Raw genomic sequence first — 18,429 nt, forward strand, 5'->3', positions numbered from 1 at the left:
TTTTTTGTTTTCGACTTACTTCCCATAGAGCCTTTACATTACCTTTTTTTGATGCAAATAATTTTACAATATCCAGACCTGCATAGGGCGTATAAAAAGCGAAGCGGCTTTATGCCGCCCGCAGGAATGGATGTTGTTATTTCGCCACCAAAAAAAGTTAATGTGCTATGTGGACGGCCAGGAAGTCGAAGGCCTGAAGATGAAGAGAAGCTACCTTCAACGCTAAGGCATAAAATGAGGTATGAAGGAATTCTATGCAGAATTTGGAAAATAAGTTTCTAACCGCTAAAAATGTTCACTTGGATTGAACCTTCTTGCAGTACATATGAAGAATAACTGGAGCGGTGAATTAGGAAAAGTAGCCCATTGTATTCACATAAGGTGTCCCTCGCGCAATCACCGCAAATGCCCGGGCCACCAACTTATTTCTTATTATATTGATTGTACTCATTTTGCTCTTACCCATTTCAAGCCTCCTCTCATTGTATATATTATGACAATATCCCGTTGTCCCTACAGTAAAACCTAAAAACTTAATCATGAAATAAGTAGGGAAATCTTCAGAATATCCATGAGAACTAATTGAAATTTAAACTTTCTTACCAATACTTTAAAACCTATTTAACTAATTGCGTAAATAATTATATATAATTTGAAGTTCTAATAATAAAAATTAGAGCTATGAAAATATCTAATATTTTATTTGCATTCGCAGGCAGTATGGGAAGTGGGTATTTAGCCACTAAAGTGATGGAGAAAGTGTCCATGAAGCTGTTTGAGTTAGGACCTCAAAAAGATCAAGAGAAAGAAGAAGAGGTAAGGCCAGGTCCTCCCTTTAAAATCGCGGCAAAAAAAACTCTTAAAAATTTGGGATTTGAATTAAATGAGGATCAGGAAAAAATGATGGGACAGGTTTTCCATTTTGGTCTGGGTATGGGATGGGCAGGTCTATATCCTATTTTAAAATACACCAATTCCTTCTCGACTACTTCTAATGGCTTGATTACGGGTGCTTCCCTTTCTCTAATTGTAGATGAAGGGATTACCCCTGCACTAGGTTTTAGTGCTCCAAACAAAAAATATCCTACATCTACCCATATACGCGGTTTTCTTGCACATTTGGTTTATGGTGTGGCAGTGGCGGTGATTTATGAGGGGATTTCCGGTATAGTGAGTAAAATTGATGAAAGGAGATAATTCAGCAGTATAGGACCTTTTCGGTTGGAAAATTAAGCAGTCTCATCTAACATTCAAATTAAACCAAAAGGGAGGCTAGAGAATTTGCTAATTTTTATATTTAAGTTTTTGCTTAAATAATATATTAATGATACATTTGTTTCGTAATTAAAAATACTATTTATGAGTTTAGAAATAACCTGTACCAGAAATGAAGCTGATCATAAGCAAATATTACGCTGTAAGAACACTATTGACAAATCTTCTTCCAGCTTTCAAACAATGAGTAAAATTTTAACGCTTGCGGGAAATGAGGTACGTTTAAAAATCCTTTTCCTGTTAGATATGGAAAATGAACTTTGTCCTTGTGATATCGCTGATATTTTGGAAATGAGCGTGCCGGCAGTTTCCCAGCATATCCGGAAAATCAAAGATGCCGGTATCATTTCGTCACGACGGGAAGGTCAAACCCTATTTTATTCTTTAAACGATGGAGGGGAAAAAATCCTTTCTTATATATTTCAAGGAATAAAACAATCTAAAATAGCCGTTTAAATAGTTTAATAAATAAATCACAAAAATAAAATAGCTTAAATAATGAAAACGAATTCTAAATCACCTAAAAAAAATGAATCCAGCGGACTTTTAGGAGCTGGATTGCTTACAGCGGCGGCGGCCTCACTTTGCTGTATCACACCGATATTGGCCTTGATTTCAGGCAGCGCCGGCATCGCCTCCTCTTTTTCCTGGATGGAACCCTTCAGACCATATCTTATTGGTATTACCATCTTAGTACTGGCTTTTGCCTGGTATCAAAAATTAAAACCAAAAACCCAGGAGGAGATAGACTGTGCCTGTGATGAAGACGAAAAGCCTTCTTTCTTTAAATCCAAAGCTTTTCTGGGTATAGTTACTATTTTCTCCGTGTTAATGTTGGCTTTTCCTTACTATTCTGAAATCTTTTATCCTGATAATAAAAAAGATATTGTAGTGGTGAGCCAGTCAGATATTCAAACTATAAAGTTTGATGTTGAGGGAATGACTTGTGCTGGTTGTGAAGAAAGCGTAAAACACGCAGTAAATCAATTGGATGGGATTTTAGATGTAATCCCTTCTTATGAAAATAAAAACACCGAGGTTAAATTTGATAATACAAAAACTTCTAAAGAAGATATTGAAAAAGCGATTAATTCTACCGGATATAAAGTGGTACATAAGTAAATTCAAACAAAATATTATGAAAAATCTATTAGTAATAACAGTTCTAGTTTTATCATTAACCTCATTCCAGGTTAAAGCGCAACAATGTTGCCCTACATCAAAAAGCCAAACAATAATGGAAGCAAGTATCAACCAGCAAACAACAAACACAGTTAAGTTTAAAATTGACGGAATTACCTGCGCGGGTTGTTCTAATGCTATTTACAATGCGCTTAAAGAAGTAGAAGGTGTTGTGGAACATTCGGTTGAATATCCCGGGGATATTGCCATTATTAAATTCGAAAACTCTAAAACAAATATCGAGACCTTAAAAAAGATTATAGAAAAGAAAGGCTATAAAGTTGAAAAGGTAATAGAGACTACCCAAAACGAGTCATAATTTTTTATTTACTCATATACTTAAGAAGTTACTTATATAATTAAGGAACAATTTACCTTTTTACATATTCAAAAAAAACAAAATTAAAATGGAGTGGTGAATCGTTATTTTATGCCTTCTACAATTTTAAAACAATATAAAGGAACTGAAGCTGTTGCAGGTGAACTTGATGGGTTAGTTAGTAATATTATTGCAGAAGTAACAAAATAAATCTATAAGCTATGTTGAATAAAAAATCTTTTTTATCCTTATTAGCCTTGTTTACAGGAGGATTTGTGCCTATAAACTTAATTGTGCTTTCTTTTGGCTATGCCCAATATTTCAAGGGAATCACAATGGGACCGAAAGTCATTAAAACAGCCCATGAATTTGGTGAGCCATATATGCTATTTGTATATATCCCTTCTATGCTCATCTTAACATGGATTATTTTTTACAGCAAGAAAAATTTCCCTGATCTATATAAACGAATTGTCGTGGGCCTCTTAGCAGGGGCAATAGCTACTATAGGTCTGGACTGGCTTCGTCAGATGGGGGTGATAGCCAGCTGGTTACCGGGAGATACTCCGGAAATGTTCGGGAAGATGGTAACGGGTAGTTCCGACTTTAATTCGTATTACTGGATAGGTCAATTGATCCATTTTATGAACGGTGCAAGTTTTGGATTGATATTTACCCTGGTATTTGGAAACTTTATCTCATATAATAAAACGGTTTTATGGGCAATAGGCTGGATGCTGATTATGGAGTTAGGCATGATGACCGGCCCTCCTATGGGACCGATGGTTGGGCTTTTTGGCATCAAATATATGTGGCCTCAATTATTTTTGATCACCCTTGCGGCCCATATTGTCCACGGTACCATTTTAGGATTGTTGGTACACCACTGGCTGGGGATTAACCATACCAAATGGCTAATTCCATTTTTAAAAGATAAATCATAATCAAAAATAAATTGGGTAGTAATTACCCTCAATATAAAAATAAAATAAATATGCAGAAAGAGATCACTTTGCCCATTCAGGGTATGACCTGTACCGGTTGTGCTACAGGCATCGAAAAAAAAGTAAAGCAATTAGAAGGAGTTATAGCATTAGATGTATCTTATCCTAAAGGCGAAGGAAAATTCATCTTTGATTCCAGCACCACATCTCAGCAAGATATTATTGATAACATAGAAATGTCTGGCCAATATAAAGCTAGTAACGGCCAACAGGTTTCAGATAAAAATAATTTTGACCTTATCATTGTTGGTGGAGGGTCAGCCGCATTTTCAGCAGCCATAAAAGCTGAAAGTTTAGGTCTTAAAACCCTTATGGTAAACGCGGGCTTGAATTTTGGCGGCACTTGTGTTAATGTAGGCTGTGTTCCTTCAAAAAACTTAATAAGAGCTGCCGAAACGGCATATCACGCAACCCATTCTAATTTTCAAGGGATCAGGCCTAAAGGTGTAGATATAGATTTTAGCCAGGTTATTAAAGATAAAAAAGACCTGGTAGCGGCCCTGCAGCAACAGAAATATATGGATGTGGTAAAAGATTTTAAGAACCTGGCCATGTTAACAGGATGGGCTGAGTTTGTGGATAAAGGTACCATTATTGTTGATGGGAAAGATACTTACACAGCCACAAACATTCTTATTGCGACCGGAGCTACCACCTACATCCCTAATATTGAAGGATTAAATGAGGTTGGCTATCTAACCAATGTATCCTTATTCGATTTAGAAGAAAAACCGCAAAGCCTGACCATTATGGGTGCGGGCTATATCGGGTTAGAAATTGCCATGGCATACAATAGATTGGGCGTAAAAGTGCGTATCATAGAATTCACCGACAGGCCTTTAAGAAGCCAGACCAAGGACATAACAGATGTGCTCGAAGCACAAATGAAGAAGGAAGGAATAGAAATCCTGCCTAATTTTCGAGCCTTTAAATTTGAAAAACAGGGAGCGGATACTATTATTCATTGTAACTGTCCCGACGGTACTACCACACAAATTATTGAAAAAGGCAAAATAGTGGTTGCCACAGGAACAAAACCTAATACTTCTAAACTAGGACTGGATAAGATCAAAATGAACCTTTCAGCGGTGGGACATGTTTTGGTGAACGAAAAGATGGAAACCAATATATCCAATATTTTTGCTGCCGGGGATGTTACCCAGACCCCTCCTTTTGTTTATACTGCAGCCACTGAAGGAAGTACTGCTGTAAGCAATGCGTTCTCACTTTCAAAAACCGGTATCGATTATTCTTCATTGCCTTGGGTAGTATTTACGGACCCTCAAGTTGCTGGGGCAGGTATGGACGAAATAGTAGCCGAAGAAGCCGGCCTTCCCTTCGAAGTGTCTAAATTAGACCTTAGCCATGTTCCCAGGGCTTTGGCCGCACAGGATACCAGAGGGTTTATTAAACTCATACGTAATACTGAAACCGATAAATTAATTGGCGCCAGAGTAATCGCACCCGAAGGAGGTGAATTGATACAACAATTAAGTATGGCCATAAAGTTTGGTATAACCGTAAAAGATTTGGCAGAAAGCTTTTATCCTTATTTAACCTTAGGAGAAGGGATAAAACTGGCAGCTATTACTTTTGGAAAGGATGTTTCTAAATTAAGCTGTTGTGCCAGCTAATAGTATGGGAGTTTCACGATGTATTCAATTGAAGAAAGGGATCATGCCGGGATTATTGCTAATCCCGGATATTACTGGCTTTACTAAATATATTAACGAGGCAGATCTACAATACAGTCAGATTACTATCGCACTCTTGCTGGAGGCAATACTTAAAAACAACAAATTAGGGCTTCAGGTTTCAGAAATAGAAGGTGATGCCATACTGTTTTATAGTTTCAAAAAAGATTATACTGTAGATGAAATTATAGAACAATGTTTTTTAATGCATCGAGCGTTTCACCATCAATTAAAGCAAATAATTGAAACAGATTGTTCGTGTGGGGCATGTACGCTTTTAGGAGAGCTTAGTTTAAAGTTCATTCTCCATTATGGAGAATTGGGATCTGTTATGATCAATGATTTTTGCAAACTCTATGGTAAGGAAGTAATTATAGCCCATAGATTATTGAAAAATGATTTGGCACTCAAAGAGTATATCCTTGCTACGGAAGATTTCTTTACCCAGTACGGAACTAATTATATAAGAAATTTACAATTTGAAAAAACATCTCAGGTTATTGATGAAGTCGGGATTATAAATTATCGATTTCTAAAATTTTATTAATTGTAATTATTAAAAGCATATGAAGAAACAGGAAATAATATTTGACGGTCATCAATTTGTGAATGGTTTTGAAAAGATGCTCAAGGAAATGAACCTTCCCAATAGTGATAAAGTGTATTGGGAATTACTTAAGGGAAGACCCCTGCCTCGAGGTCGCTTTTCTGAAGTGATGGATGTCCCTATAGATAAAGCACATCAAATAATACAGCAATACGGAGAGGTCAATAAAGAAGGTGAAATTGTGGGTTATTTAGGACTTTCTTTAAATAAAACTGTACATCAACTAAACTTTGACAATAAAACTTTGTATGCCTGGTGTGCAATGGATAGTATTTTATTACCCCGGTATCTAATGCATAGATGGGAAATAATATCAATAGATCCTATAACCGACATTCCTGTAAAATTGTCTATTTCAGATAATCTTCTAGAATGGACCAGGCCTGTTCCCCTCTTTATTTCATGGGTCGAAAAGGCCGATAGTTGTGATATCAAATCAAGTTTCTGCCGGCACTCCTTCTTTTTTGGTTCAGAGGATGCCGCAAACAAATGGTTAGAAAAAAATCCATTAGGAAAAATTTCAAAAGTAGAAGATTTTTTTTCCAATTCTAGCGGGTTTAAATGTTGTTAATTCTATTTGTATGTATATCATAAAGTTATTCTAAACCTTCTTTGGTTTTTAGGAAAGAAAACGAGATTTATATAAATTAAAAACTAACCAATCTAAAATTTAAATTATGAAAAAGTACGATGTATTTGTAATAGGTTCTGGTATGTCAGGTATGACCGCTGCCAATAAATGTGCCTCCAAAGGCCTTAAGGTAGGCATTACCGATGAACTTCCCTATGGTGGAACCTGTGCCCTAAGAGGCTGTGATCCCAAAAAGGTGATTATAGGCGCAACGGAAGTACGTGATTTTGCAGAAAGGCTTAAAGGAAATGGAATAGATACAGTGCCTAAAGTCAATTGGGAAGATATTATGGCATTTAAACAATCTTTTGTGGATGCCATGCCTCCTAAAATTGAAAAAGGATATAAGAATAAAGACATAGACACCTATCATACTTCAGCTAAATTTTTATCTGATAACACCTTAGAGTTAGGTGATGAAGTTATTGAAGCCGATAAATTTGTGATCGCAACCGGAGCAAAACCCCGGGTACTGGATTTTGAGGGTGGAAATTTGGCTCTTTCAAGTACAGATTTCCTTAACCTGAAAAAACTACCTGAATCGCTTTTATTTATTGGAGGTGGCTACATTGCCTTTGAATTTGCTCATATCGCTGCACGGGCTGGTGCCGATGTTACCATATTGCATCGTGGTGATCACCCATTAGAAAACTTTGATCATGACATTGTACAACATCTTGTGAATGCAACCCGAAACCTGGGAATTAAACTTGTTTTGGAAACTGAAGTCTCTAAAATTGAAAAGAAAGAAGATCATTATGTAGTTACAGGAAAATCAAATGGAAAAGAGGCCACTTATAAGACTGACTCTGTCTTTAACTCGGCCGGTCGTCCTCCCGCCATATTTGATTTAGATTTGGAAAAAGCAGGGATATCTTTTTCAAAAAAAGGAATTGCGGTAAATGAATACCTTCAAAGTACCTCTAACGCCAATATTTATGCAGCGGGAGATTCGGCAGATTCAAGAGGATTACCCCTTACCCCTGTTGCAGTAATGGAAGGGCATGTTGTGGCATCAAATATCATCAAAGGGAACAAGAAAAAAGTTAATTATCCACCAATGCCTTCCGTAGTTTTTACTTTGCCTACCCTGGCATCAGTAGGATTAACCGAAGCAGAAGCCAAATCAAAACAGATAGAATATCAGGTCAATTATAACCATGCGGAAAGCTGGTTCAATGCAAAAAGACTGAATGTTAAGGAATATGCCTACAAAACTATCATTGATAAAGAGAATCAGACTATTCTTGGCGCACATTTAATAGGACCTAACACGGAGGAAACCATCAATTTATTTGCCATGGCGATAAAGACCAAAATGAAAATCAATGAGTTAAGGACGATGATCTTTACGTATCCAACTTTGTCATCAGATATCCCTCATATGCTTTAAAAATAAATAGATTATGGAAATAGAACTAGTTTCTACCATTACATGTCCTGGTTGCGGACACACAAAAGAAGAGGAAATGCCCACAACAGCCTGTCAGTTTTTTTACCAATGTGATAATTGCAAGCATTTATTAAAACCAAAAGAAGGTGATTGCTGTGTTTATTGTTCTTATGGTAATGTTGCCTGTCCACCCATTCAGGAAGGAACAAATTGCTGCTAAAAATTTAAAATACTTTTGGTGACCTCCCCCACTCCAGATGTATCTTGCTGAAAATTAAAAGTATGATTCCTAGAGATCTAAGTAAAGATATAAAAACTCGCTTGCAGAGCATCAGCGGCCAGCTTAACGGACTTATAAAAATGCTGGATGAAAATAAAGATCCAGAAAAGATTCTGATCCAGTTCAAAGCGGCGCAAAAAGGACTTGATAAGGCGCATTTTCTTCTTTTAGATGAAGTGTACCGCAAAGCGCTGGCGATCACAATTTCAGAAACTGTGGAAGCCTGTCCCGGTAATTGCGGTAATGAAGAGCGAATTGAATTTATTCGCAAACAATTTCCCGACCTTGAGCTTAACAGCCTTACCGATAAAATGAAGGAGATTGATGAACTTAAACGAAGGCTGGAATCTTACATTTCCGAAAATAGATCAGAGTAAAACATTCAAAAATTTTCCATTTAATTTTAATACTAATAAAAATCTGTCGTAAAAAAGCAGGTTTTTTTATTTGGAGACCACCCCGGTTCCGCTCTTATCTTTGGATTGTTCTTTAATAAGAAGGATAAAACTGATTGTTAATTTAAATTCAAAAAAAAATGAAAAGACAAATAGAAATATTTACGGCAAATTGTCCGGTTTGTGATCCGGTTGTAAAAATGGTGAAAGAGTTGTCCTGCGATAGTTGCGAGATTACCACCTATAACCTGGTGGAACAATGTGAGGATAAGACCTGTATAGACAAAGTGCAGGAGTACGGTGTAAAGAGAATTCCCGCGGTGGCGGTTGATGGAAAATTGCTTGAGTGCTGTACAAACAATGGTATAAGCAAAGAAAAACTTATCGAAGCAGGAATAGGAAAAGCCAGTTAGCAAAACCATCGTACTGAAATTAAAATCTGAAACTTTTTATGGCAGCCATTTTTGGCTGCCTTTTTTTTTAATCAAATTAAAATGTTAAATCTTTATTAATCGGCTTGCCTACCCCCCGGGCTATGAGTCGATATTTGAAAAGAGGTTCGGCTCTTAATCTTTTATTTCTGATTTCCGAGCAAATCAGGAAGTAACTAAAACCATTTAAATTATGAAACCATTAAGTTCAGAAATGCAAAAATGTATCGATGATTGCAACGCCTGCATTACTGCGGCGAGAATTTGCCTTGACCAACATTTGGGGGAACCAGACATGAAAGAATGCCACAAATTTTGTCTGGATTGTATTGCTTTATGCACAGCCTGTGTTCAACTACTTGCAAGCCAGTCTGATTATTCAAAACGCCTATGTGCCATTTGTGCCGACTTATGTAAAGCCTGTGCTGATGAATGTGCAAAGTTTGACAGTGAAGTTTGCCAGCAATGCGCAGAAAAATGTCGAACCTGTGCCGAAAGCTGTAAAGAAATGGCAGCTTAAAAAAAATGTAAAAAAATTTTAAAAGGAGCGGCTAAAAAGTTGCTCCTTTTTTTTAATAAAGAAAGCTAACATTAGGATACCACCCCAGGTTAGATTTTATGTTTGACATCTTTATAACTGTGAGATGGCAGTTTATTCAAGAAGCCAAATAAATATAACAGCTTTAAAATTCCCAGTAAAAATAATACAGAGTAATGGAAAATCCCAATTCAAATAAACCCTTAAAAACCATTTTTGCTCCCCTGGCCATGGCAGCGGGCTTAATATTTTTTCAGGCGTATATGATAGCGCCACTTATTCCTAAACTGGCAACTATTTTTAATGTATCAGAACAGCGGATTGGTCTTATAGTACCAGCTTATATGCTGGCTTACGGAGTTTCAGTCCTGTTTTATGGTTTCATATCCGATAAATTTGGAAGAAAACGCATACTTCAAATATCCCTACTGGCTTTTATTGTATTAACAGCGATAACCGCCCTGGTGCAATCTGCTTCACAACTCATCCTGTTACGATTGCTAACGGGTTTAGGGGCAAGCGGTGTGGTGCCAATGTCCCTGGCCCTTGTAGGAGATATGTTCAAACCTTCAGAGAGAGGGAGACCCCTGGGACTTTTATTTGCCGCTATGGAAGGGGGAATGGCTTTAGGTTCTACCGCCGGGGTAATGTTGGAACCTTATACAGGCTGGCGTATGTTATTTTTGGCAACTGCCCTCTTGGCCGCTTTGGCTTTGTGGATACAAGTAGCCCGAATGGGCTGGAAACAGGAACCTCATAAATCCAATCGTACTTCATTCAAAAAAATGGTAGGTGGGTTTTACAGGCTACTTGCTTTCCCACGCGGGTTAAGGACCTATTTATTTGTATTCTGGAATGGGATCTTCCATTCAGGTATTTATACCTGGTTAGGGGTCTATTTTGTACAAAAGTATGATCTGGGGCCAATAGAAATTGGTTTGGCCATTCTGGGTTATGGCCTGCCAGGATTTTTCTTTGGTTCCCTTATAGGGCGCGCAGCCGATCGCAGGGGGCGATATCCTATTATTTTAACAGGCTTGGCAACAGCGGCCATAGCAACAGCCAGTCTCGCCCTGGAAATACCCGTTCTTGTCGCGGCCCTTGCAGTCACCTTGATCTCTTTGGGATACGACCTCACTCAACCTCTATTTGCAGGTATAGTAACCGAATTGGGTGGTAAAACAAAGGGAGGCCAGGCCATGGGACTGAATGTTTTTGCATTGTTTACCGGCTTTGGCCTTGGGAGCTTATTGTTTGGGGAATTATTGAAATTAGGATTAGATCAGGCGTTAATTATTTTTGCGGTTGTACAGGCAGTATTTACGATTGTAGCCGCAAAACTTTTGCAGACAGAAATGAAATTATCAATAAAATGATAAGCTATAACATCCATTTAGATTCTGGTAAGGCCATAACTTTTTTAAGGTGGAGCATTGGCATAATTTTCATCTGGTTTGGGATGGTTAAATTTTTTATTGGTCTGAGCCCGGCAGAAGATTTGGCTTCCTCAACCATTTGTACCCTGAGCGGCCATTTCCTTCCACAAGGAAGTTGTATGCCTATATTGGCTATTTTTCAAAGCCTTATTGGCATATCCTTGTAATTGGGGAAGTTTTTGAAATGGGCTTTAGGCTTATTTTTCCTGCATATGTTAGGAACTTTTTCAACCTTCTTCATTTTTCCCGAACAAATGTTCTCCCATTTCCCATTTGTATTAACTATGAAAGGTCAATATGTAATGAAAAATATAATCATACTGGCAGCAGTGACCAGTATTTGGGCCTCAACAAGAAAAATGGTGTCAATAAGGGATGATCCCAAAAAATAGAATGTGCTGCAAACAATTTTTTAAAGCCTATTTTAAATATAAAATTTTTAGCCTATGAGAACTACAGAAGAAGTATTAAAAGATCATCTGGAACTTTCTAAAAAGGGATCTATAGAAGAGGACCTGCATAGAAACTTTTCCAAAAATTTGATCCTTCTTACTACGCATGGTATTGATAAAGGACATGAAGGACTAAGGGAATTAAATAAAATGCTGATAAAGGATTTCCCCGAAGCGGAGTTTAACTATATCAATTTTCTTTTTGAAGATGAAATAGCTTTTCTGGAATGGACTGCATATTCAGACAGTTCACAAATAGATGACGGAGCAGATTCCTACATAGTGCGCGAGGGGCTGATAATTGCCCAGACCATTCATTATACTATCCGAAAGAAAAAATGAAAAAAGAATATTTCAGATTTTTAGAAGATTAAGCAGTAGGATTTTTTTAAAGAAAAAAATAAAATCTAATTTGGTTACCACCCCCCTGCTGCCCCTAATTTTGACATAGTTAATTTTTAAAAATCAATTATAAGATGATAGGTTTACATAAAGAATTATTCGCGGTATTGTTAACCGGAACGACCCTTGCGTTTTCTGGAAATACCGCTAGCGCTATGGATCAGAAAAATGAAAATCAAATTGAATTTAAAATCCAAAAGGAGATGACGGAAAAAATCTTACACTTAAAAATTAAAGGCATGCATTGCCAGTCCGGTTGTGCTAATGGTATCGATACGATGCTGAAGGAACAAAAAGGCATTATAAAAAGTGAGACAAGCTTTGATAAAAGCTCCTCGATAATTGAATATGATCCAAAGCAGATTTCAGAAGAAAAGATACTCTCCCTTATCAAAGACCGTGGGTTTGAAGTGGAAGTTGTAACCGAAAAGGGGGCTTCTGTAAACGGATAGAGATACCTGTATAAAAACAATAAAGATGTTTGCTAAAATAAAAGAAGACTTCGTAAGTATAGGATCCCTTTTTACCTCGGTTTCCACCTTACTGTGTTGCGCCCTGCCTTCGCTACTGGTTGCCCTGGGAATGGGAGCTGTGGTTGCGGGATTGGCTTCTGACCTGCCCTGGCTCATTACCATGAGCAAATATAAAGACTGGACCTTCCTGATTGCCGGGATTATGATAGGCTTTAATTTCTGGTTGTTCTACGGAAGAAAAAGAAACCAAACCTGCGAGATCGATGAAAACGGAAATGAGACCGCATGTGATACAGCAACAAGATGGAGCAAAGCCATTCTTTGGTTTTCCTTTGGCCTTTATGTCCTTGGATTGTTTGCTGCTTATTTACTATTGCCCATTCAAAGATTTTTAGAAGTTTAAATTTACAAAACATGAAAAATTATTTTTTGATCCTATTCATAGGGTTATCGACACTGTATAAAGTAGAAGCCCAGGGGCATGGCCCAATTTATGGATTACAAACCCCCACCCTGGCAAAAGGCGGTATAAACATGAACGCTTCCGGAATGAGTATAGCGACCGAAGACGAGGCCTCTTATATGCTTCGGTATACATTTTTCTATGGCATTACGGAAGATTTACAGGTTACCCTTACCACTCCTACTGTGATTGAGCGTCTGGAAAATGCTCCACGAACCCGTGGAAATAGCATGATGCCTTCCAATGGAGATATCGAGGCTGCTTTGTGGTATCGTTTTTTTTCAAATGCTTTTGGGGTAGGAAAGAGGTTTGAATCCACAGCAATTTTAGGTGTATCTGCCCCTACTGAGGATGTTCGCGGACAGGTGAATGTAGGGAACTCTATCCATGGGGCCATTTCTACGGGATATGCCTCACGTACCTGGTACGCCTGGTTAGGTGGCGGTTACCAATATTATTTTGAAAAGGACAACGAGCAATTAGGCGATTTACCCTATGCAAGCATGGTGATAGGTTATCGTCCCGATGTTTTTATGGGGGATTATCCTAAACCCGACTGGCGGATATTTGTAGAATCACTGGCCGAATTTCCCGGAGATAATAAAGTTAACGGACAATTTTTTTCTACAGATGAACGGAGTAAAAAAGTATTGGTTGGTCCTTCAATTTTAGGACTTACCGGTCCCTGGGGAATTTCCTTCGGGGCATTGTTCCCGGTATACCAGGATCTTATTCCGAATACGCCCCGTGAAAAATATAGGGTCTCACTGAACATAAGTTATTGGTTATAACAGATATTAAAGAAGAATTTTAAACATAAAAAAAGAGTAAAATGAAAAGAATAGCATTAATTATCGTAGTGACAGTGTTTGGAATCATAAGTTCCAACGCCCAAATCACCAAAGTAGATCAGGAAGTTTTTGGAATGGATTGCGCACCTTGTGCCTATGGCCTTGAACGCGGACTCAAAAAAATGGATGGTATAGAAAAGGTACAAGTAAGTCTGAATGAAGGCAAAGCTTATTTAGATCTGACTGCAAACAATAATTTAAGCTTGAAACAAATTCAGGAAGAAGTGAAAGTGAATGGTTTTTCAGCTAAGAATGCCGAAATAGTTATAAAGGGCAACTTCGTTGAGCAGGATGGCACTTATGCAATACAAACCGGGAAAGAAACTTTTAAGATAGCTGAAGCAACTTCTACCAACTTACGTTCCAGGTTAAAACCCGGAGTCCTTACAGTTAAAGGGATAGTTCAGGATGAAGAAGACGGGGAGCTAACCACTAAGTGGGAAATTGAGCTTACTGAAATCCTTTAATTAAATGAAGATTAAAAAATACAGCTTATTGGGCGCAAGTTTTCTTAGTGCAGGGGTTCCATTTTTATGTTGCTGGACCCCTGCTATATTAACTGGAGTAGCGGGAGTCACCGGTATTTCCTCTGGTTTTGAATGGTTACATCCAGTAAGACCGTATATGTATAGCATGTCTTTCTTATTCTTAGGTGTCGCTCATTATAGGGTGTATAAGGATACCAAATTCTCGACTTTAGAAAATAACAAAGATGAAAACGAATGTGGATGTAGTCAAAATCCTGAAAATTCAACAAAAAACAAATCGATATTATGGCTAACCACTTTTTTGGTCTTTTTTATGATGATAATAAACTACTTTCTGGAATGGTGAAGATTTCCGGGAAGAATATTATTATTACCTGCTTAATATTCATATTGGGTTTTAATATGAATGCTCAGGGCCCGCCTATTTTTACGGATACACCTATCATATTAGGTGTGCAGGGACGTGGAGTGCGTACTTTTGGCAATATAACTTCTAAGGAAAATGCCAAGGCTTACGCGCAGGTACTTATTGTTCCTTATAACATTACCAGTAAATGGCAGGTAGATGCGGTAATACCCTATGTCTCAATTTCGCCCGATGGCTTGGATTCCCAGTCGGGATTTGGAGATTTAAAAGTATTTACAAAATATCAACTCTTTCAAAAGGATGATAAAGGAGAGGCCTTAAGAAGTTTAATTAAATTAACCGAAACTTTTCCTACGGGAAATTCCAGTCAAATGCCTGCCCTGGGTGCCAGTGCTTTTCAAACTACCATAAGCCTTGTATTGACGCACAACCTTCCCGTTCCCCTGTAAAACCTTCCTAAAAGTTCGATTAACCACGATCTGATCACCGGGACATGATTCCAGGTATCCAGTATACCTTGTATATCAAGCTTTTCGCGGAACTGTGAAAGCAAATCTGTATCTTCGTCGATAGCCTGTAGCATACCAAATTCAATCCCATTGTGCACCAGCTTAGTAAAGTGACCTGCCGATGGAGGACCGGCATGTACATAACTCTACCAGTAGCAACAGAATAGCTGCCTTACGATAATCTTTCGCACATATTGTTCATTGAATCTCGAATGGTTTGTAATACTTCATGTGTATAGAATATGGTTATCCTTAAATGGGTATAATCCAAATCCCGCTAAATTACTTTCTTTCTTATTTTCAACAACAGTTGCGAGGTTAAAGCCAAAATTGGCAATTCAATTAAAGGACCTATAACTAATGACAATGCAACCAATGGTTCATAAGCAAATGCGGAAACTGCAATGGCCAATGAAATAGGTGAATTTCTTGCCATTGTTGTCAATGTGAGGCTTACCCTGTTTTGATAACTGAATTTAAAAAACCTGCTGACCAGCTGTGCCAGTAAAAAAGTAATGATAAAAAATATAATCACGGGAAATAGCAATTTGTAAATAACATCAGGATTTTCCAGTAGATTTCTTCCTTCTGAAGCAAACATTGCGACTACTGCCAATGATAAAAACAACACCTGGGATTTTACAAAAAAGCCGGTAAAAGACGTCCCTGAAGTATTGCTTCGGCTAACTATTTTTTTGGTAACTAATACTAATAAAAAAGGAATCAGGAGCACCAGAAGAATACTTTCAACCAGTGACCTGAATTCAACATTTCCTGATCTTCCAAAGAATAGTAACAAAAATATTGGAAGTAAAAGAATCTGCAATATCAGGTTGATTGGAAGAATAGAAGTAGATAGCGGCACATTTCCTTTTGCAACACCGGTAAACACCAGGTACCAATCTGTACAGGGAGTTACCATAAGCATCACAAACCCTATCTAGATGGCCAGCTCGTTATCCAGAAACAAGTATCCCAGCAAATAAGCAAACAGGGGAGTCCAGATAAAATTAATAACAAGGCTGCTAACTGAAAATTTGAGATTGAAGAAAGCACTTTTAAGCTCGCCGATGTTTATACTTAAGAATAAGCCGTAAAGCATTACCATAAGCAAGAGTACAATAAAGCTCGATGCATATCTCTCCAAAATAGCCAAATTCCCCAATAATAATCCCAGTACAACTGCCAATAAAATGACACCTGTTTGGTATTTATTGATTTTTTCCATTTACTCTTCTGTAACCAATTCTTGTGAGGACTTGTCTGCTTTTTGATTCAGATTCCTCCATTGGAAAAAAACTATAATACCAAGTACGAGGAGCTGCGCCAGGATAGACTGTAAATTCGGGTAAATCCCCAATAGTTCTATACGGGGAGCAAAATCTATGGGTGAAATGGGGATGTAACCTGCTTCCTGAAAGGCCATAATTCCTTTGCCTGTTAAAACAATTGCCAGGGCTGCTACCATATAGGAAGCCAATTTGAAGAATTTTCCTACAGGTAGTTCTTTAGTAAATTTCAGAAACACGATTGTTATAATGGCTATTATAATAACGGAAGTCAATAAGGCCCAGTTAATAGCAGAATTTGCGACATCGGGATTGCTCAGTTTCAGTGATGAAAGAAACAGAACCACTTCAAAAGCTTCCCTAAACACCACGATGAACGAGAAAATCAACAAACCTATCATATTTCCGGTTTCAGAAATGCGGTTTATTTTATTTTTTATGAAGTGTTTCCACTTCGATATCTCAGAATGGGAATGAAGCCAAATACCTGCAAAGAGCAATACCAGTACAGCCAGAATAGCTCCAACACCTTCCATCAATTCTCTTGACGCACCGCTTAAATTGATAAGTTTATCTACAAAAAACCAACTCACCACACCAGTTAGTACTGCGAAAATCCATCCGGAATGGACGGCTATCACTGCGCGTTTGATTTTCATAGGTCTTAGAACACGGAGAATAATGAGGATAATAAGCAACGCTTCCAAGGCCTCCCTGATAAGGATTGATAATGCAGCACCATATATAAATGCAAAGGAATAATCCTTTTCTGCTAAAACAGTTTTGGCAGAGGTTATTTTTTCTTTAAGGGCATTATAATAATTTTCCGCACCTATTTTGTTGTTGTTTTGAAGTGCTTTTCGGTAAGCAATCATATCCCGCTCAATACCCCTCACTAATGAAGGCGCAGATGCACCCAATATATTCTCCACCAGCTCAACGCCTTCAAGGTAGGATGTCAAGGCATATTTTTCGGCAATTTTATTATTGCCTTTTTGAAATTCCTGATATGAAAGATCAAGGTTGGTCATAGCAACATTTAGAGGTTCAGGCCTTTCAGGTTCATAATTCCGCACCTGGCCAACTGTTATATTGCTGAAAGATTTATTCAAAAAATGTTGCAATTCTTCATCGTTCCATTTGCTGATGCTGTCAAGATGCAAATTGGAAGGCAATGGAGCTCTTGAAATTTCTTCATTGTGCTTTAGTGACAGCACGTAAAAAGATAAGTCCCAAAGCTCTTCTTCTGTAAGACGGTTGTAAGAAGCCATCCCCGTGCCCTCAATCCCCAATTTGATGACATTGTAAGCCTGAAGTGGGGACAACTGGGCTTCGTGGAAATTGGTCGGTGCAGGATTTAAATTTCCGGCTAAAGCTCCGTTCCCATATCCTTTGCCTCCGTGGCAGGATACGCAATTATTCTGGTACAGGGTGGCTCCATTCTTTAACGAGGGATAACGATTAGGTGTAATTTTTAAAATTCCAAGATCGAGAATTTTGTTTTTGATATTTAAAGCAATTGTAGAAATCGCTTCTGGATTTTTTTTGTCCGCAACAGCTTGTTGCAATTCCCGCAGGGGTTCATCAAGCTTTTCAAACCTGGTATTATTAATTGTCGGCAATAGATCCTGCTGAAGTGCAATGGATTTTTTTGCAAACTCGCTCATTTCGGCGAATTCAAACTCATTGATTATTTCGCCATTCTCCACCGCTACTGGATAATCCTTGGAAATGTAATCCAGGAGAGTCACCAAAGTGCGCAAATCTGTGTCATTAGCCGTATTTTGCGAAAACGTATTTATTGAAATGAAAATGACAAAGAAGAAGAATACCCTATATTTATTCATACTAAATCTAAATAAGGGCAAATATACAGTTCTGTGATTTTATAAAAAAATTTATAATCACTAATACAGATTTTTTTTTTCGTTTAGCTCCAAAAGGATAATG

The 18,429-nt window shown here is 37.8% G+C and carries 25 protein-coding genes and 2 pseudogenes; 22 read left to right on the forward strand and 5 right to left on the reverse strand.

The window, feature by feature from the left end; genetic code table 11:
- Nucleotides 1-51 precede the first annotated feature (51 nt).
- Nucleotides 52-282, forward strand: a complete 231-nt coding sequence (locus ZPR_RS18990; protein ID WP_013073403.1) for a hypothetical protein — start codon at nucleotides 52-54, stop codon at nucleotides 280-282.
- A gap of 67 nt (nucleotides 283-349) precedes the next feature.
- Here the strand turns inward: ZPR_RS18990 and ZPR_RS24115 are convergent.
- Nucleotides 350-487: pseudogene (locus ZPR_RS24115) on the reverse strand (IS110 family transposase); the annotation flags it as partial.
- Between the two features lie 194 nt (nucleotides 488-681).
- On the opposite strand from ZPR_RS24115, the gene ZPR_RS18995 reads away from it, so the two are divergent.
- From ZPR_RS18995 to ZPR_RS19095, 21 genes are all read left to right on the forward strand, one after another.
- Nucleotides 682-1,197 (forward strand): DUF1440 domain-containing protein, encoded by a 516-nt coding sequence (locus tag ZPR_RS18995; RefSeq protein WP_013073404.1) that lies wholly within the window; start codon nucleotides 682-684, stop codon nucleotides 1,195-1,197.
- A 162-nt stretch (nucleotides 1,198-1,359) separates the two neighbouring features.
- Nucleotides 1,360-1,731 carry an ArsR/SmtB family transcription factor gene (locus ZPR_RS19000; protein ID WP_037314308.1) on the forward strand — a complete coding sequence of 124 codons (372 nt, stop codon included), beginning with the start codon at nucleotides 1,360-1,362 and terminating at the stop codon, nucleotides 1,729-1,731.
- Between the two features lie 42 nt (nucleotides 1,732-1,773).
- Entirely contained in the window at nucleotides 1,774-2,397 is a 624-nt protein-coding gene (merTP, locus tag ZPR_RS19005) for a mercuric transport protein MerTP (protein ID WP_037314311.1), read from the forward strand.
- Between the two features lie 16 nt (nucleotides 2,398-2,413).
- A complete protein-coding gene (locus ZPR_RS19010; protein ID WP_229792233.1) occupies nucleotides 2,414-2,776 on the forward strand; it encodes a heavy-metal-associated domain-containing protein in 363 nt (120 codons plus the stop codon).
- Nucleotides 2,777-2,997: 221 nt separating this feature from the next.
- Complete coding sequence (locus ZPR_RS19015) at nucleotides 2,998-3,720, forward strand: hypothetical protein (RefSeq protein ID WP_013073410.1); 723 nt, start codon at nucleotides 2,998-3,000, stop codon at nucleotides 3,718-3,720.
- 50 nt (nucleotides 3,721-3,770) lie between these two features.
- Nucleotides 3,771-5,414, forward strand: a complete 1,644-nt coding sequence (gene merA, locus ZPR_RS19020; protein ID WP_013073411.1) for a mercury(II) reductase — start codon at nucleotides 3,771-3,773, stop codon at nucleotides 5,412-5,414.
- Nucleotides 5,404-6,021, forward strand: a complete 618-nt coding sequence (locus ZPR_RS19025; protein WP_075325754.1) for a DUF2652 domain-containing protein — start codon at nucleotides 5,404-5,406, stop codon at nucleotides 6,019-6,021. Before merA ends, ZPR_RS19025 begins: the two co-directional genes overlap by 11 nt.
- A gap of 19 nt (nucleotides 6,022-6,040) precedes the next feature.
- On the forward strand, nucleotides 6,041-6,652 hold the full coding sequence (merB, locus tag ZPR_RS19030; protein ID WP_013073413.1) for an organomercurial lyase: 612 nt from the start codon (nucleotides 6,041-6,043) through the stop codon (nucleotides 6,650-6,652).
- A 106-nt stretch (nucleotides 6,653-6,758) separates the two neighbouring features.
- Nucleotides 6,759-8,105 carry a dihydrolipoyl dehydrogenase family protein gene (locus tag ZPR_RS19035; RefSeq protein ID WP_013073414.1) on the forward strand — a complete coding sequence of 449 codons (1,347 nt, stop codon included), beginning with the start codon at nucleotides 6,759-6,761 and terminating at the stop codon, nucleotides 8,103-8,105.
- Nucleotides 8,106-8,118: 13 nt separating this feature from the next.
- Complete coding sequence (locus ZPR_RS23130; protein WP_075325753.1) at nucleotides 8,119-8,325, forward strand: GDCCVxC domain-containing (seleno)protein; 207 nt, start codon at nucleotides 8,119-8,121, stop codon at nucleotides 8,323-8,325.
- A 62-nt stretch (nucleotides 8,326-8,387) separates the two neighbouring features.
- Nucleotides 8,388-8,762: a metal-sensitive transcriptional regulator gene (locus ZPR_RS19040; RefSeq protein WP_011709211.1), complete on the forward strand. Its 375-nt coding sequence runs from the start codon at nucleotides 8,388-8,390 to the stop codon at nucleotides 8,760-8,762.
- A gap of 158 nt (nucleotides 8,763-8,920) precedes the next feature.
- Nucleotides 8,921-9,193, forward strand: a complete 273-nt coding sequence (locus ZPR_RS19045) for a thioredoxin family protein (RefSeq protein ID WP_013073416.1) — start codon at nucleotides 8,921-8,923, stop codon at nucleotides 9,191-9,193.
- 347 nt (nucleotides 9,194-9,540) lie between these two features.
- Nucleotides 9,541-9,753, forward strand: coding sequence for a hypothetical protein (locus ZPR_RS23495; protein WP_156858131.1), 213 nt, complete (start codon nucleotides 9,541-9,543; stop codon nucleotides 9,751-9,753).
- A 172-nt stretch (nucleotides 9,754-9,925) separates the two neighbouring features.
- Nucleotides 9,926-11,125: an MFS transporter gene (locus tag ZPR_RS19055; protein ID WP_013073418.1), complete on the forward strand. Its 1,200-nt coding sequence runs from the start codon at nucleotides 9,926-9,928 to the stop codon at nucleotides 11,123-11,125.
- Nucleotides 11,126-11,631: 506 nt separating this feature from the next.
- The gene (locus ZPR_RS19065) at nucleotides 11,632-11,979 is read left to right on the forward strand and encodes a nuclear transport factor 2-like protein (RefSeq protein WP_013073421.1); all 348 of its coding nucleotides are present in this window, start codon (nucleotides 11,632-11,634) and stop codon (nucleotides 11,977-11,979) included.
- 134 nt (nucleotides 11,980-12,113) lie between these two features.
- Nucleotides 12,114-12,491 carry a heavy-metal-associated domain-containing protein gene (locus tag ZPR_RS19070; protein WP_013073422.1) on the forward strand — a complete coding sequence of 126 codons (378 nt, stop codon included), beginning with the start codon at nucleotides 12,114-12,116 and terminating at the stop codon, nucleotides 12,489-12,491.
- Between the two features lie 25 nt (nucleotides 12,492-12,516).
- Complete coding sequence (locus tag ZPR_RS19075) at nucleotides 12,517-12,915, forward strand: hypothetical protein (protein ID WP_013073423.1); 399 nt, start codon at nucleotides 12,517-12,519, stop codon at nucleotides 12,913-12,915.
- Nucleotides 12,916-12,926: 11 nt separating this feature from the next.
- Entirely contained in the window at nucleotides 12,927-13,766 is an 840-nt protein-coding gene (locus tag ZPR_RS19080) for a hypothetical protein (RefSeq protein WP_013073424.1), read from the forward strand.
- 41 nt (nucleotides 13,767-13,807) lie between these two features.
- Nucleotides 13,808-14,293 (forward strand): heavy-metal-associated domain-containing protein, encoded by a 486-nt coding sequence (locus ZPR_RS19085; protein ID WP_041579141.1) that lies wholly within the window; start codon nucleotides 13,808-13,810, stop codon nucleotides 14,291-14,293.
- 4 nt (nucleotides 14,294-14,297) lie between these two features.
- Nucleotides 14,298-14,660 carry a hypothetical protein gene (locus ZPR_RS22730; protein WP_049771487.1) on the forward strand — a complete coding sequence of 121 codons (363 nt, stop codon included), beginning with the start codon at nucleotides 14,298-14,300 and terminating at the stop codon, nucleotides 14,658-14,660.
- Nucleotides 14,600-15,130, forward strand: a complete 531-nt coding sequence (locus ZPR_RS19095; RefSeq protein WP_013073426.1) for a hypothetical protein — start codon at nucleotides 14,600-14,602, stop codon at nucleotides 15,128-15,130. Before ZPR_RS22730 ends, ZPR_RS19095 begins: the two co-directional genes overlap by 61 nt.
- Here ZPR_RS19095 and ZPR_RS24090 read toward each other — a convergent pair.
- The 4 genes and pseudogenes from ZPR_RS24090 to ZPR_RS19110 form a co-directional block, all read right to left on the reverse strand.
- Nucleotides 15,079-15,294 (reverse strand): annotated as a pseudogene (locus tag ZPR_RS24090) (hypothetical protein); the annotation flags it as partial. The gene ZPR_RS19095 and the pseudogene ZPR_RS24090 overlap by 52 nt on opposite strands.
- Nucleotides 15,295-15,467: 173 nt before the next feature.
- Complete coding sequence (locus ZPR_RS19100; RefSeq protein WP_013073427.1) at nucleotides 15,468-16,118, reverse strand: arsenic resistance protein; 651 nt, start codon at nucleotides 16,116-16,118, stop codon at nucleotides 15,468-15,470.
- A 12-nt stretch (nucleotides 16,119-16,130) separates the two neighbouring features.
- The gene (locus ZPR_RS23595; RefSeq protein ID WP_013073428.1) at nucleotides 16,131-16,418 is read right to left on the reverse strand and encodes a sodium/bile acid symporter family protein; all 288 of its coding nucleotides are present in this window, start codon (nucleotides 16,416-16,418) and stop codon (nucleotides 16,131-16,133) included.
- Nucleotides 16,419-18,326 (reverse strand): cytochrome c/FTR1 family iron permease, encoded by a 1,908-nt coding sequence (locus ZPR_RS19110; protein WP_057482991.1) that lies wholly within the window; start codon nucleotides 18,324-18,326, stop codon nucleotides 16,419-16,421.
- Nucleotides 18,327-18,429 lie beyond the last annotated feature (103 nt).

Source organism: Zunongwangia profunda SM-A87, from assembly GCF_000023465.1.
GTDB lineage: Bacteria > Bacteroidota > Bacteroidia > Flavobacteriales > Flavobacteriaceae > Zunongwangia > Zunongwangia profunda.